This is a genomic window from Moorella naiadis (nom. illeg.), from assembly GCF_051020825.1.
Classification (GTDB): Bacteria; Bacillota; DSM-521; order Neomoorellales; family Neomoorellaceae; genus Neomoorella; species Neomoorella naiadis.
Window position 1 is genome coordinate 17,409 of record NZ_JAXGFQ010000019.1, and the last position, 14,053, is coordinate 31,461.

The 14,053-nt window shown below is 58.1% G+C and carries 15 protein-coding genes; 12 read left to right on the top strand and 3 right to left on the bottom strand.

The annotated features are described in order from the left end of the window. Nucleotides 1-156: 156 nt before the first annotated feature. From mtnP to SDD30_RS12085, 6 genes are all read left to right on the top strand, one after another. Entirely contained in the window at nt 157-939 is a 783-nt protein-coding gene (mtnP, locus tag SDD30_RS12060) for an S-methyl-5'-thioadenosine phosphorylase (RefSeq protein WP_434075168.1), read from the top strand. Between the two features lie 20 nt (nt 940-959). Beyond that, nucleotides 960-2,213, top strand: a complete 1,254-nt coding sequence (locus SDD30_RS12065; protein ID WP_434075169.1) for an adenosylhomocysteinase — start codon at nt 960-962, stop codon at nt 2,211-2,213. Nucleotides 2,214-2,240: 27 nt separating this feature from the next. Continuing rightward, the gene (locus tag SDD30_RS12070) at nt 2,241-3,947 is read left to right on the top strand and encodes an ABC transporter ATP-binding protein (protein ID WP_434075170.1); all 1,707 of its coding nucleotides are present in this window, start codon (nt 2,241-2,243) and stop codon (nt 3,945-3,947) included. Continuing rightward, entirely contained in the window at nt 3,944-4,723 is a 780-nt protein-coding gene (locus SDD30_RS12075; protein WP_434075171.1) for an energy-coupling factor transporter transmembrane component T family protein, read from the top strand. Before SDD30_RS12070 ends, SDD30_RS12075 begins: the two co-directional genes overlap by 4 nt. 100 nt (nt 4,724-4,823) lie before the next feature. Continuing rightward, nucleotides 4,824-5,612: a QueT transporter family protein gene (locus tag SDD30_RS12080; RefSeq protein WP_434075172.1), complete on the top strand. Its 789-nt coding sequence runs from the start codon at nt 4,824-4,826 to the stop codon at nt 5,610-5,612. Nucleotides 5,613-5,800: 188 nt separating this feature from the next. Then, on the top strand, nt 5,801-6,985 hold the full coding sequence (locus SDD30_RS12085; RefSeq protein WP_434075173.1) for a YgeY family selenium metabolism-linked hydrolase: 1,185 nt from the start codon (nt 5,801-5,803) through the stop codon (nt 6,983-6,985). 555 nt (nt 6,986-7,540) lie between these two features. On the opposite strand, the gene SDD30_RS12090 is transcribed toward SDD30_RS12085, so the two are convergent. Further along, nucleotides 7,541-8,476, bottom strand: coding sequence for a S66 peptidase family protein (locus tag SDD30_RS12090; RefSeq protein ID WP_434075174.1), 936 nt, complete (start codon nt 8,474-8,476; stop codon nt 7,541-7,543). A 151-nt stretch (nt 8,477-8,627) separates the two neighbouring features. Next, nucleotides 8,628-8,870 carry a DUF1540 domain-containing protein gene (locus tag SDD30_RS12095; RefSeq protein WP_434075175.1) on the bottom strand — a complete coding sequence of 81 codons (243 nt, stop codon included), beginning with the start codon at nt 8,868-8,870 and terminating at the stop codon, nt 8,628-8,630. A 318-nt stretch (nt 8,871-9,188) separates the two neighbouring features. On the opposite strand from SDD30_RS12095, the gene SDD30_RS12100 reads away from it, so the two are divergent. The 6 genes from SDD30_RS12100 (at nt 9,189) to SDD30_RS12125 (ending at nt 13,428) form a co-directional block, all read left to right on the top strand. Continuing rightward, nucleotides 9,189-9,422: an SHOCT domain-containing protein gene (locus SDD30_RS12100; protein WP_434075176.1), complete on the top strand. Its 234-nt coding sequence runs from the start codon at nt 9,189-9,191 to the stop codon at nt 9,420-9,422. A 43-nt stretch (nt 9,423-9,465) separates the two neighbouring features. Then, nucleotides 9,466-10,365 carry a zinc metalloprotease HtpX gene (htpX, locus tag SDD30_RS12105; protein WP_434075177.1) on the top strand — a complete coding sequence of 300 codons (900 nt, stop codon included), beginning with the start codon at nt 9,466-9,468 and terminating at the stop codon, nt 10,363-10,365. After that, the gene (pspAB, locus tag SDD30_RS12110; RefSeq protein WP_434075178.1) at nt 10,362-10,934 is read left to right on the top strand and encodes a PspA-associated protein PspAB; all 573 of its coding nucleotides are present in this window, start codon (nt 10,362-10,364) and stop codon (nt 10,932-10,934) included. The genes htpX and pspAB overlap by 4 nt, the downstream gene beginning before the upstream one ends. Before the next feature lie 52 nt (nt 10,935-10,986). Beyond that, nucleotides 10,987-11,688: a PspA/IM30 family protein gene (locus tag SDD30_RS12115; protein ID WP_434075179.1), complete on the top strand. Its 702-nt coding sequence runs from the start codon at nt 10,987-10,989 to the stop codon at nt 11,686-11,688. Beyond that, nucleotides 11,685-11,963: a PspA-associated protein PspAA gene (gene pspAA / locus SDD30_RS12120; RefSeq protein WP_434075180.1), complete on the top strand. Its 279-nt coding sequence runs from the start codon at nt 11,685-11,687 to the stop codon at nt 11,961-11,963. Before SDD30_RS12115 ends, pspAA begins: the two co-directional genes overlap by 4 nt. Before the next feature lie 163 nt (nt 11,964-12,126). Continuing rightward, nucleotides 12,127-13,428, top strand: coding sequence for an S-layer homology domain-containing protein (locus SDD30_RS12125; RefSeq protein ID WP_434075181.1), 1,302 nt, complete (start codon nt 12,127-12,129; stop codon nt 13,426-13,428). On the opposite strand, the gene SDD30_RS12130 is transcribed toward SDD30_RS12125, so the two are convergent. Continuing rightward, the gene (locus SDD30_RS12130; protein ID WP_434075182.1) at nt 13,387-13,995 is read right to left on the bottom strand and encodes a DedA family protein; all 609 of its coding nucleotides are present in this window, start codon (nt 13,993-13,995) and stop codon (nt 13,387-13,389) included. The genes SDD30_RS12125 and SDD30_RS12130 overlap by 42 nt on opposite strands. Nucleotides 13,996-14,053 lie beyond the last annotated feature (58 nt).

The following is a 14,053-nucleotide window of genomic DNA, read 5'->3' on the forward strand; positions in this document are numbered from 1 at the left end:
ATAACTGTCACATCTTAAAGTTCTTAAACAGCAACGGTATTTTATGGTAATGGAGCCCCTTGTTTAGGAACGGCGTAGTTCCACTGACAAAGGGGTTTTAATTTAATTATAAAATATGGGCCCGGGAAGGCCCACGGCCGGATGGAGGAGTGAACATTGCGGATAGCTATTATCGGCGGTTCAGGGGTTTACGACCCCGACATCCTGACCAACATCCACGAAGAGATGGTGGAAACGCCCTATGGTGCGGCCGTCCTCAAGGTTGGCACCTACCAGGGCGAGGAGATAGGCTTCATGCCCCGTCACGGGGATAAGCACACCGTGCCGCCCCACAGGGTGAATTACCGGGCCAACATCTGGGCCTTGAAAATGCTAAAAGTAGAACGGGTCCTGGCCACGGCCGCGGTGGGTTCCACCAATCCAGAATTCCGGCCGGGGGATTTTGTTATTGTCAACGACTTCTTGGACTTTACCAAAACCCGTACTTATACCTTTTTCGAAGGGGGCGAGACGGGGGTAGTCCATACCGACTTCACGACCCCCTATTGCCCGGAGCTAGGCCAGGTCCTGGTAGATACAGCCGCCCGCCTGGGCATCAAGGCTCACACCAGCGGTGTTTACGCCTGCACCGAAGGGCCGCGTTTTGAAACCCCGGCCGAGATCCGGATGATCCGGCAACTGGGTGGCGATCTGGTGGGCATGACTAACGTTCCCGAGGTGGTGCTGGCCCATGAGGTAGGGCTCTGCTACGGCCTCATCGCCATGGTCACCAACATGGCAGCCGGCATCTCCGCCACTCCTTTAAGCCATGAAGAAGTCCTGGAGATCATGGACAAGAATGGCAAAAATTTGCGCGACCTTATTATGCAGACTATACCCGGTATTCCCCGGCAGCGAAACTGCCGCTGCAGCCTCGCCGCCGGTAAGATTGAGGTGTAAAGTTTAAGGAGGAAACGCTGATGCCAGCATCAATTATTCGCGATCCCAACCTGGCCCCTGAAGGCCGGTTGAAGATCGATTGGGTCCGCAACAACATGCCTATCTTAAACGAAATTCGTAGGGACTTCGAGGAGCGCCGTCCCTTTGCCGGCAAGCAGGTGGCTATTTGTCTGCACCTGGAGGCCAAGACCGCCTACCTGGCCCTGGTCATCAAGGCCGGGGGAGCGGAAGTAGCCATCTGCGGTTCCAACCCCCTCTCCACCCAGGACGACGTGTGCGCCGGGCTGGCCAGCCAGGGGGTTACCGTTTACGCCCGCCACGGCTGTACGGCGGAAGAGTACAACTCCTTCCTGAACAAAGTCCTGGACACCAGGCCCCATTTGGTTATCGATGACGGTGGCGACCTGGTCCACCTCCTCCATACCGGCCGGCGGGAACTCCTGCCGGAGGTCATCGGCGGCGCCGAGGAGACGACTACCGGCATTCTGCGCCTGCAGGCCATGGAAGGCGAGGGCGCCCTGGCCTTCCCCATGATCGCCGTCAATAACGGTGACTGCAAGCACCTCTTTGACAACCGCTACGGCACCGGCCAATCCACCTGGGACGGGATCATGCGCAACACCAACCTGACGGTCTGCGGCAAAACCGTGGTCGTGGCCGGCTACGGCTGGTGCGGCAAGGGGGTAGCCATGCGGGCCAAGGGCCTGGGCGCTCGGGTGATTGTCACCGAGGTCAACCCCATTGCCGCCAACGAGGCCCTTATGGACGGTTTCCAGGTCATGCCCATGGGGGAAGCGTCCAGGTACGGGGATTTCTTTATCACCGTTACCGGCTGTAAGGATGTCATCCGCGGCGAGCACTACGCCGTGATGAAGGACGGGGCAATCCTCGCTAACGCCGGTCATTTTGATGTGGAAATAAATAAACCGGAACTGATGGCCATGGCCAGGAGCCGCCGGGTGGCCCGCCGCAATATCGAGGAGTTTCTCCTGGAAGACGGCCGGCGCATCTACCTTCTGGCCGAGGGGCGCCTGGTGAATATCGCCGCCGCCGACGGTCACCCGGCGGAGATCATGGACCTCACCTTCGCCCTTCAAGCCCTCTCATTGGACTACCTGCTGAAAAACGCCGGCAAGCTGCCCGCCAGGGTCCTTCCCGTGACCGCGGAAATCGACCGCCGGGTGGCTTCCCTGCGCCTGCGCTCCCTGGGGGTGGAGATCGATACCCTGACGGACGAACAGGAACGCTACTTGGCCAGCTGGCGCCACGAGTAGGTGACGCTCCTGAAAGAGGTATCTAAGATGAGCCTTATTGAAATCCGTAACCTGGAATTTACCTTTAAAGGCGGTACCCAACCGGCCCTGAAGGGGATTGACCTTGATATTAGCCCCGGCGAATTTATCGTCATTATGGGCCACAGCGGGGCCGGCAAGTCCACCCTGTGTCTGGCTTTGAACGGCCTGGTGCCCAATTTAAAAAAAGGCGCCTTTAAAGGCGAGGTGAAGATTAAGGGTGTGCCGACGGCGGGGCATAAGGTCAGCCACTTTGCCCGGACGGTGGTCCTAGTATTCCAGGATTTCGAAACCCAGCTCTTCTCCACCAGCGTAGAACTGGAGGTCGCCTTTGGCCCGGAGAATTTCAATGTTCCTCCGGAGGAAATCAGGGAACGGGTGCGGGAGGCCCTGGAGCAGGTCCGCCTGACGGGATTTGAAAAACGACAACCGGCTAACCTTTCCGGGGGCCAGAAACAGCGCCTGGCCATAGCCTCGGTTCTTTCTATTCAACCGGAGATTATTTGTATGGACGAGCCGACGACCGATCTCGATCCTGTGGGTAAGTATGAGGTTTTCAGCATCGCCGGTAACCTGCGGCAGGAAAAGCGCATGACCATGGTCATTGTCGAGCATGAGGTGGAGGAGGCCCTGGAGGCCGACCGTATTATCCTCATGAAGGAAGGGACTATCCTGGCCCAGGGCACGCCAAGGGAGATACTGAGCCGGAGCGCGCTCCTGGCCGATTGTGCGGTAAAACCCCTGGATATGGCCGAACTCTTCGGCCGGCTTGGTTTCAAGGAACTGCCTCTGACGGTAGAAGAAGGCCTGGAGGCGTGGCGGCGGGCGGGGTTAACCCTGAAACGGGAGCGTTACCGGTCCATAGTTGCGGCCCAGCAGGCAGCCTGGGAGGGGAAATACGGCGAACCCATTATTGAAGTCAAGGGCTTACGCCATAGCTATGATAACGATTTTGAAGCCCTGAAGGGTATAGATCTCACTATCCGTCGGGGGGAGTTCGTAGCCATCCTGGGGCAGAACGGCAGCGGCAAAACCACCCTGGTCAAGCACTTCAACGGCCTGCTCCGACCGACAGCCGGGGAAGTGGTGGTAGCCGGGATGGATACGCGCGCCGAAAGCATCGATAAGTTCGGCCGCGTGGTGGGGTATGTCTTCCAGAACCCGGATCACCAGATTTTTGCCGGGACTGTAAAAGAAGAAGTGGCCTACGGCCCCAAACTCTACGGTGTACCTCCGGATGAGATCGAGGAGCGGGTCAAGGACGCCCTGCAGGCCGTGGAACTGGCGGGCCTGGAAGAGGAAGATCCCTTTTCCTTGACTAAAGGCCAGCGGCAGCGGGTGGCCGTAGCCTCGATTCTGGCCGCCAAGCCTCAGGTGATCATCTTGGATGAACCGACGACTGGCCTGGATTATAAAGAGCAACGGGGCATGATGGAGTTGGTCCGGCGGCTCAATGAAATGGGTCATACTATAATTATGGTCACCCACAGCATGTGGGTGACGGCCGAATATGCCCACAGGGTGGTCGTTGTTAAGGACGGCCGGGTGGCTATGGATGGGACGGCACGGGAAGTTTTTGGCCGGGAAGAAGAACTGGAAGCCGCCTTCCTCAAGCCGCCCCAGATCGTGCGTTTTAGCAACCGCCTGGGGGCTACCTGCCTCAGTGTGGGGGAAATAATGGCCTGCCTGGAAGGATGCGAGGGGGGAACAGAGTGAACCTCTATTTATACCTGGATAAGGATACCATTATCCACCGGCTGGACCCCCGGGCTAAAATCTTGATTTTAGTCTGCACCTTTGCTATACCCTTGCTCAATGACCACCCCCTGTGGGTTGCGGGAGCGACGTTGCTGATTCTAATCTACGGTGTGCTGGCCCGGTCCTTGGGAAATATCGCCCGCATTAAAACCATCCTGGTTTTAATCTTCTTTTTCTCCTCGTTGATGTGGTTTGTTTTTGCGAAAGGTACAACGCCTCTGTTTTGGCGCGTGACCCGGGAATCGGTTATGTACGGCCTGGCCACCGGCCTCAAAATCGACGCCATGATTATCGCCGGGCTGATTTTCCTGTCTACTACCAAAAATGAGGAGATTACCCAGGGTCTAATCAAGCTGGGCCTACCCTTTGCCGTAGCCTTTGTCTTTTCCACCGCCCTGCGGCTGGTACCCACCTTTGTGGGCGCCGGGACCACAGTCTCCCAGGCCATGCGGTCCCGGGGGCTGGATATTGACTCCGGCTCCTTCCTGGAAAAGATTAAAAAATATGTACCCCTGCTGGTGCCTATTTTTCTCTCATCAATCCGCAATACCGATAGTTTGGCTATGGCCCTGGAAAGCAAGGGTTTCGGCAACTCTACCCGGAGGACCTTTTACCTGCAGTTAAAATGGCAGACGGTTGATACCCTTTTTCTGGTCTTTTTCGTGGTTCTAACCATCTTTAACGCCTGGGCTAAAATAATCGGTCTCACGGCAATAAGCGGTTTAATAAAATAAAAGGAGGTGATGCTGCATAAATACACGAGGAGGTGATGCTTACTTAGTTGGTTGCTGGCGGATAAGCCGGCGGAAAATTTTCCGGAAGGGGGAGAAAGGATTGAAAGAGCTATGGACCATGTGGAAGAACACCCGGATGATCACCATGACCGCTCTCACTGCAGCAATTTTTGCCGCCCTTTTAATCCCTTTTAAGGGTATCCCGATTATCCCGGGTATAACCGAATTTCGTCCTGCGCAGATTATCGCTACCACCTTTCCTATTTTCTTCGGACCCGCCGGTGCCTGGGGCGTGGCCATCGGCAACCTGATCGGCGACTTTTTCGGTACCCTGGGTCCCGGCAGCTTTTTTGGCTTTTTCGGCAACCTTTTTGAAGGCTATGTGATTTACAAGATCTGGCAGGCCCTGAAAAAGGAGCCCACCATTAAATCCGGCGGCGACTTTTTCCAGTATGTTCTGGCCGTTATTTTGAGCGGGGCCACCTGCGCCATGATCATCGCCTGGGGCCTGGAGGTCCTGGGAATGTTTCCCTTTGCCGTCCTGGGTACGATTATTACCCTGAATAATGTTATTGTCCCCATCTTTCTGGGGCCTCCATTAATCCTGCTCCTTTATCCTCGGATTAGGAAATGGGACCTGATCTGGACGGATGTTATGGACCCCGAAGATATCAGCACCGTCAAGTCGCCCACCCTGGGCCTGGCCCTGATGTGGATCGGCGGCCTGGGGGGGCTGATTGTAGGCCTGCTCCTGTCCACCGGCTTCTACGGTGCGAAACTGGCCGGTTTCGGCGCCGGTCATACAGGTACAGGCGTTATTTTGGGCCTAATTCCTTTCATCATTATTTTCCTGGCTTCGGCCCTGGCCTTTCCTTCAAAGGGTGAGTAGCTGGTAGAAAATGGGGTGGGGTTCCTGGCGAGCTCCACCCTCTTTTTCTTTGTCCTCGTGTACATTGCCCGTCACCCAGAACAATATAAAAGCGCCATATGGCTAAACCTTGCCGCCAACTATTAAGTGATACTATAATGAAGCCGGAAACCGGGAATATAAATTAATAAACCGAGGTGGATTTAATCATGCTGACAGAAGCCAGGCGCCGGGAGGTGCTGGAACTGACGCGGCAGTTACTAAGGATACCCAGCCTTTCCGGCAAAGAAAAAGGGGTGGCCTGGGCCGTCCGTGAGCGAATGCATGAGCTGGGGTACGACGAGGCCCGGATCGACGGCCTGGGGAATGTTATCGGTATCATTCGCGGGCGGCGGTCAGGTCCCTGCCTGCTCTTTGACGGTCACATGGATACTGTGGCAGCCACGGGGGAAGGCTGGCGTCATGATCCCATCGGCGGCGAGGTGCAGGACGGCAGGCTCTATGGCCGCGGCGCTTCCGACATGAAGGGCGCCCTGGCGGCCATGGTGGCCGCTGCCGGTTTTTTCGCCCAGGACCAGGGGCGCAATTTTGCCGGCAGCCTGGCGGTGGTCGGCACCGTCTACGAGGAATGCTTCGAAGGGGTAGCGGCCCGGGAGGTTTTTCAGGCCGTCCGGCCGGATTATGTGATCCTGGGTGAGGCTTCGGAACTGAAAATCAAGCGCGGCCAGCGGGGCCGGGCGGAGATCGTCATCACCACCCGGGGCCGGCCGGCCCATTCTTCTAATCCCGGCGCGGGGAATAACGCCGTTTACCAGATGGTTGAGGTCATCTCCCGGTTGCGACGGCTGGAACCGCCCGTGCACCCGGTACTGGGACAAGGCATTATGGAACTGACGGATATTATCTCTTCACCTTACCCCGGGGCCTCGGTAGTACCTGACGGCTGCCGGGTGACCTTTGACCGGCGCTTGCTGGTGGGGGAGACAAGGGCGAGCGTGCTGGCGCCTATTAAAGGCGTTCTTCAAGAAGTGGCAGCTACCTACCCCGGTTTTCAAGGGGAAGCATCTTTTGCCCTGGGCGAGGGGAAATGCTACACCGGTGACACCATCACCAGCGAGCGCTTTTACCCCGCCTGGCTGCTGCCGGACGACCATGAACTGGTCCAGCAGGCCCGACGGGGCCTGGCGGCCGCGGGCCTGGAGCCGGCCCTAAGCCATTACTCCTTCTGCACCAACGGCAGTTTTTACGCCGGCGAGGCCGGGGTGCCGACTATCGGTTTCGGCCCCTCCCGGGAGGACCAGGCCCATGTGGTGGATGAATATATTGAGCTGGAACAGCTCTGGGCAGCGGCAGCCGGCTACTACGCCCTGGCGGGGGCTATTCTAGGCTCTTAGAGTCACCACCTATCGCAAGGAGTCCCTCAGGGGGGTTGACGCCCCCGCTACGAAGGATGAATATACAGGTAAAGGCAGGGGCTGGCGGGTACAGGCAGAGGGCGACTTGGTTCGAGGCGTAAAGCAAACTAAGCGAAGCCGCAGCGAGGCGGCGGTGAACGGGATGGGGATCGTAGCGTGGCTTAAGGAACGAGGAGTAGCATGCCCCGTCATGACTGATCAAAGAGATAAAGTCGAGCCACCCCCGCCGCCGAGGAAGGCTGAGCGCTAAGTTTGCTCGCCGAGAACCACCGGAGCCTGGAGCCTGTACCGCCAGCCATGCAAAATGGCCGTTGCCTTCTAAAAAAAACTTATGCTACCCCTCGAAATCGGGAACTTTTCACCTCCCGGCGGCGTCTTAAAATATAGAAGCTGCGAATAATATGTTAGCGATGCCGGTCGGGAGGGGAAAAGATGACCAGGAGCACCGCCATTGTCATGATCATAGCTGTTTTCGGGGTGATGGTTTTCTTGTCGCTGATGGGACATTTCCTGCCCTGAAGGGCGGCGCCGGCTTCAGGCCGGCGCCGTTGCCGCTTCCAGGTAGGTAAGGGTACAGGCTTCCGCATCCAGCCAGGCGTGAATACCCAAGGGCAGGGTGACCTGAGGATTGATATGACCTGCTGGTAGGCCATAGAAGCAGGGTCGGCCCGTAAGTTGCAACCTGGCGGTGATTACCCCCAATGCGGTTGCTTCCCCGGCAAAACCAAAGACAATACCGGCCGCCTCCGCCAGCTTGCCGGCCAGGTGTAGCTGGGTCAGCATTCGGTCCAGGCGGTAGGGGGCTTCGTTGACCTCCTCCAGGAAGAGGATCTTGCCCCGGGTATCAATCTCAGAGGGCGTTCCCAGGGTGGCCACCACCAGGGAAAGGTTGCCGCCGATGACGATCCCCTGGGCCCGGCCCGGATTGATGGTTACTGCTGGCGGCAGGTTTGATGCCGGGGAGATAGGGTCGGGGGGAACCGTTGCCTCCAGAGTGCAGAACAGGGATTTTACCGTATAGGGCGAAGGTGATTGACTGCCTAGCTCGGGGTAGATCATGGGGCCGTGGAAGGTTACCAGGCCGGTCTTTTTATTAATGGCCAGGTGCAGGGCGGTAATGTCGCTGTAGCCCACCAGGATTTTCGGATGGGCGGCGATGAGTTCGTAGTCCAAATCGGCCAGCAGCCGGAGGCTGCCGTACCCCCCCCGGAGGCAAACAACGGCTTGCACCTCCGGGTCGCAGAACATTCGGTGCAGGTCGGCCAGGCGCTGGTCGTCGCCGGCGGCCAGGTAACCGGTAGCTGCGTTTATGTGGCTCCCGAGGCGCACCCGGTAGCCCCGCCGGCGCCAGAACGCCAGGCCCCGTTCCAGATACTCCTGGTCGGGCAGGGGGCTGGCCGGGGCTACGATGCCCACGGTGGCACCCTTTGGCAGGGCCGGCGGCTTTAAGGCTGGCTTAAATCCCGTCACAGTTTCTGCCCTTCTTTCCTTTGTGGTGGTGGGTTCGCCATGTCAGCCCCTCCATAAGGGGCTCCTTAAAAATATATGCACCGCCAAAATAAAAACGGCAGGAATTTCCTGCCGCTGGCTGAATTGAGCTTGGTAAAATCTTGGCCTGGAACTACTTGCGGGTTACGCCGTCACTGGTCCTCTGGGCCGAACCCTTGGCGACAAAGGTTTTGCAGCAGGTTTCGGCCGCAGAATTTACGGGTGTGGGCGAGATGCTCCCCGACATGGGGGCATCAACATTCTGGGCCTGAGATTTGCTCATGGAATCCGAGGTAACGAGAATCTGCGAGGCGTCGCAGACGTTGCCGCTGGACCAGTAATGACAGTTATTGACGCTACAACTTATTTTCGGCATAGGCGTACCAGCACCTCCATAAATTTTTTAATCCCTTATAAAATATCCCCCGGCAAGGGTACTTTTATGTATGTACAGAAACCGGGCGAGAAAAATTTAGTCCGGCGGGTTATACTATGTGTGAAGTTTTTGTGAAGTTCCTTGACAATACAGGTGGAGCTAAAGTAAAATCTACCCAGAAAGATATACAGGTCGGGGGTATGATGGATCCTGCCAGGCCGAAGCCTCTGGAGCACAAAGGTTACATCGATTTTTGTAGCCTTGGGCCGGGACCTGTACGGTGGAACTTGCCAAATATGGTTAGGGAGGGTATGATATATGATGTGGGGTTATTACAACTGGGGTATGGGCCTGGGGATGCTTCTCTGGTGGGTGCTGCTGCTTGGCATCTTCGTCCTGGCGGTATATGGCCTGGTAAGCCTTTTTAACCACCGCGGCGGCCAACAGACCCTCAGGCACCCCGATCCTGTGGAAATTATCAAGGAGCGATACGCAAAGGGTGAAATTACAACTGAAGAATATCATCGCATGCGGGAGGAGCTAAAGGGGTAGATTCGATTATCTTATTACGCTTCTTGCCCGGGGGAGGTTGGCTATGCGACGTCAATTAGGCGGTGATGCCGGTTTAACGGCGCGGATGTTTTTGACCATGTTCCTGCTGGCGGCCTTGTATCTCTTTTTCCTGGCCGTTTTATGGCAGGCCGGCGTTAGTTACACCGGGATGATTGTTTTTGTCGCTATTATGCTGGGTGTCCAGTATTATTTCTCCGACCGGATGGTCCTCTGGTCCATGGGGGCGAAGGAGGTATCACCCCGGGAGGCGCCGGAACTTCACGCCCTGGTGGAGCGGCTGGCGGCCCTGGCGGACCTGCCCAAGCCCAGGGTAGCCATTGTCCCTACCCCTATGCCCAATGCCTTTGCCACCGGCCGTAACCCGGCCAACGCCGTGGTGGCCGTGACCACGGGCCTCATGGAACGCCTCACACCCTCCGAGCTGGAGGCCGTTCTCGGCCATGAGTTGACCCACGTTAAAAACCGGGATATGACGGTCCTGACCCTGGCCAGCTTTTTTGCCACCGTGGCCTCTTTTATCGTCCAGAACTTTTTCTTCTGGGGCGGCGGCTTCGGCGGCGGCCGTGACCGGGATGAGCGCAATAACGTTATGCTGGTTTACCTGGCCTCCCTGGTCGTCTGGCTGTTGAGCTACTTCCTGATTCGCGCCCTATCCCGTTACCGGGAGTTTGCCGCCGACCGGGGTTCGGCTATCCTCACCGGCTCGCCGGGGCAGCTGGCCTCCGCCCTGGTGAAAATCAGCGGCAGCATGGCCCGCATCCCCAACCGCGACTTGCGCCAGGCCGAGGCCTTTAACGCCTTTTTCATCATTCCGGCGTTAAATAGCAACAGCCTCATGGAACTCTTCTCGACCCACCCGTCCCTGGAGCGGCGCCTGGCCTACCTGCGGAAACTGGAGCAGGAGATGGAGGACCGGCGGTGAGCTTCCTGGATGCCATCCTGGGGCGTACCCGGGTGCCCCCGGCCAAGACGGAACCCCTCTTTGCCCTGAGCACGGCCATTGTCACCCTGGAAAGCGAGCTGGGCTGGCATCCCGGCGGCCGGTCCGGGGTGGCTCTGCGGCCGGCGGAAGACAGCCTTTTTACTGAAGCCCAGGAGGAGACGGGGGAACTGGTAACCCTGGCGGCCCGGGAGATGCAGAGTCAAGTGGAGACGAAAAAGGACGAGTATGGTTACCAGTGGCTTATTTTTACCGATCCGGACTGGGAGGACCTGGTAGCCCTGGCCCACATGGCCGGCCAGAACCTGACGGAGCAGGGGGCCGGGGAGCGCCTCTTGGCGGCAGTTTTCCGCTTGGTCAAGGCTGATCAGGTTTTATACCTGATCTTTAACTATAAACGGGGGGCCTTTTATCCCTTTATACCCCTGAACGGCAAGGATAAGGAACGCGATAACGCCCAGGAGATGCGCCTGGCCGCCCTTATAGAGAAAGAACTGCCCTGGGAAAAGGATTACAGCCGCTGGTACCCTTTATGGGGCTGCCCGGTTTAATGGAAGCGGTTTATAAAGGGTACGTTAAAATATGGAAAAGGAGTGTATAGGTATGGGTATCCTCTCGCGCATGTCGACTATCTTTAAAGCCAAAATGAACAAGGTGCTGGACCAGGCGGAGAACCCCCAGGAGACCCTGGATTATTCCTACCAGCGGCAACTGGAAATGTTGCAGAACGTCAAACGTAACCTGGCGGATGTAGTCGCCTCGAAGAAACGCCTGGAGCTGCAGGCCGTAAAACTCAAGGATAACCTGCAGAAGCTTGAGGATCAGGCGCGCCAGGCCTTGCAAATAGGGCGGGAAGACCTGGCCACTACGGCCCTGGAACGCAAAGCCACTATCCAGCAGCAGCTGGATGGCCTGGCCGAACAGGTAAAGGGGTTAGAAGCTGAACAAGAAAAGCTGGCGGCCGTGGAGGCCAAGCTTCAGGCCAAGGTCGAGGCCTTTCGGACCAAGAAGGAAGTTCTCAAGGCCCAGTATTCCGCCGCCCAGGCCCAGGTGAAGATCGGCGAAGCAGCCACCGGCCTCTCTGAGGAACTGGCCGACGTCTCCCTGGCCGTCCAGCGGGCGGAGGAAAAGACGGAGAATATGCGTGCCAGGGCGGCAGCCATTGACGAACTGGTGAACTCCGGCGTCCTGGACGACGCCCTGGAGACCGGCGACCCCCTGGAGGCGGAGTTGAAAAAAGCCGGCGTTGGTAGCCAGGTCCAGGCCGATTTGGAACGTCTAAAGAAAGAGGTGGGTAAAGCTTGATTATCCGCATCCTTACCGAGGGGCAGTACCGGCTGGAGGGCCAGGCCCTGACCGACCTGGATCGCCTGGACGACAGCCTCCTGGACGCCCTGGCGGCAGGTAACCAGCAGGAATACGAAAGCAACTTCCATGAAGTTCTAGCCTTGATCCGCGGCCGCGGCAGCCGCATCCCCGATACGGAATTAGTGGAATCCGACCTGATCCTCCCGGCGCCGGATACCACCTTTGCCGAGGCCCGGAGCCTCTTTGCCGACTATCCCCGCCAGCTAAGCTAGGGAAAAGCGGAATATCTTAGAACCTGGAGTTGTAAAAAAGCAGGCATCGATGGCAAGAAGCCTGCTTTTTTGGTGGTTGTATACGGCATATTATGCTATAATATCCATATAATGGAATAAAAGTACGATCTATACACCCATCTCATTTCGGGGGAGGAGAAAGATGCGCAAGGCAAGTTTGACAGGGTTGATTCTATTCCTCATGTTTTTACCCTGGGGCACGGCCTGGGCCGATCCTTCTGCCAGCGAACTGCTCTCCCTGCTGCCGCCGGCCAGGGCCCGGGCGGCGGAGCTGACCCGGGGCGGTTTTGCCGTCATGCTGGCCGCCGCCGCCGGGATCAAGGGTGCAGACGAAGCCGGCGACCTGCCCGGGGATGTGCCGCCGGGCAGCTGGTATGCCCCGGCCCTCCAGGCTCTCTGGCAGCAGGGGCTGATCCAGGGTTATCCGGGCGGTACCTTACGGCCGGAGCAGCCGATCACCGGCCTGGAGGCAGTTATCCTCACCGCCAGGGCCCTGGGGTTACCCAATGAGATCAGCAGCCGGGGAAGGCCTGCCGGGGAGGAAGACGTACCCTATGGTTTGAGCCAGTATACTTTTTTCCGGCACCAGGGTTTATTGCCGCCTGGGGAACCAGGAGGTATCCTGGAGCCGGACGCAGCGGCGGGGTGGCTGGCAGCCGTCTTCGGTTCTGAAAACCGGGCGGAAGGCCTCCTGGCTCGCTGCCGCCAGGCCCTGGCCCGGCAGCAGGCCATTAGGGTTCAGGGTAAAATCGGCCTGCAATTCCACAGCCGGCCCGGCTTACCGGCCACCGCGGAACTGGACCGCCTGGTCATCCAGGGTGATTCTCTGTATGAGATTATCCTGCCCGGAAAGATGCATCAGCTCGTTACCCTGCATCTGGAGAAGCAGCAGGAGTTAACCGTCGAGCAGTTTGTCACCGCCGGCCGCCGCTACCGGCGCGTGGTCGGCAGCGGCAGCGCCACCGGGGCGTGGCAGTCTTTAACGCCGGCGCCGGAGGTAGCCGTCCTCCTGCGCCAGCAGCAGAACCTGGGTCTGCCGGCAGGTATCTATCCTTACCTGCATTATCATTACCTGGGGAGAAGGGAGATTGAAGGCCGTGAGGTAGTGGGGGTAAGCTTTTATGCCCGGCAGAATAAACCGGCGGTGCCCGGCGATCTCCTGCCGCCGCAACTCTTCGGCCGCAACCTGGAGGGTTATTTCGACCAGCCGGATAAACTCATTCGCTCCATATCTTACTGGGGGATCGTCTATCTGGATGCCGGTAATTTTTTACCCGTCGCCAGTGACCTGAACCTGGTCCTATCTTTCGCCCCCGAGCGCGGCGGGCAGCTGTCAACTATGGCGGCTATGGAGGCGCGCTTTCAGGCTACATCTTATACCTTTGCCGGTTTTAACATCGAACTACCGGCGTCGGCGATGGCGGCGCCAGTACAGGAAAACTAGTAGCACCAGGCCGGCGGCGATAACGATGTCGAAGCGGTGGAAAATGGGTCCCAGGGCCTCCCAGTTGGCCCCCAGCTGGCGGCCGACATAAACCAGGAGGATGGACCAGGGCAGGGAGCCCAGGAAGGTGTAGATTACGAAGCGGCCGCAGGGCATGGCGGCAATGCCGGCCGGCAGGGAGATAAAGGTGCGGATAATGGGCATCAGCCGGGTAAAGAAGACTGTAGCCTCGCCGTAGCGGGTAAACCACTGTTCCGCTACGGCGAATTCTTTTTCGGAAAAGAAAACGTAGCGGCCATAATTCCTTAAAAAAGGCCGGCCGCCCCACAGGCCTACGTAATAGGCGATAGTGGAGCCGATGGTACCGCCGACGGTGCCGGCCAGGACGGTTTCCCAGAAACCCAGGCGTCCCGCACTGACCAGGTAGCCGCCGAAGGGCAGGATGACTTCACTGGGTAGGGGGATGCAGGCGCTCTCCAGGGCCATGGCTACGGCAATGCCGGCATAACCAAAACCGGCGATGGCGCCGGTAATGGCTTGAAACAACGGGGCCAGTAAGCTGGACAATCAAGAACCTCCTTGGAAATGAGATGGGGGAAGGCGATGCGATCTAATTTATTATATC

Excerpts from the sequence above, each read along its gene's own strand:
- SDD30_RS12125 (WP_434075181.1), top strand. The coding sequence starts at position 12,127 with ATGCGCAAGGCAAGTTTGACAGGGTTGATTCTATTCCTCATGTTTTTA.
- SDD30_RS12070 (WP_434075170.1), top strand. The coding sequence starts at position 2,241 with ATGAGCCTTATTGAAATCCGTAACCTGGAATTTACCTTTAAAGGCGGT.
- SDD30_RS12065 (WP_434075169.1), top strand. The coding sequence starts at position 960 with ATGCCAGCATCAATTATTCGCGATCCCAACCTGGCCCCTGAAGGCCGG.
- SDD30_RS12095 (WP_434075175.1), bottom strand. The coding sequence starts at position 8,870 with ATGCCGAAAATAAGTTGTAGCGTCAATAACTGTCATTACTGGTCCAGC.
- SDD30_RS12115 (WP_434075179.1), top strand. The coding sequence starts at position 10,987 with ATGGGTATCCTCTCGCGCATGTCGACTATCTTTAAAGCCAAAATGAAC.
- htpX (WP_434075177.1), top strand. The coding sequence starts at position 9,466 with ATGCGACGTCAATTAGGCGGTGATGCCGGTTTAACGGCGCGGATGTTT.
- SDD30_RS12100 (WP_434075176.1), top strand. The coding sequence starts at position 9,189 with ATGATGTGGGGTTATTACAACTGGGGTATGGGCCTGGGGATGCTTCTC.
- SDD30_RS12085 (WP_434075173.1), top strand. The coding sequence starts at position 5,801 with ATGCTGACAGAAGCCAGGCGCCGGGAGGTGCTGGAACTGACGCGGCAG.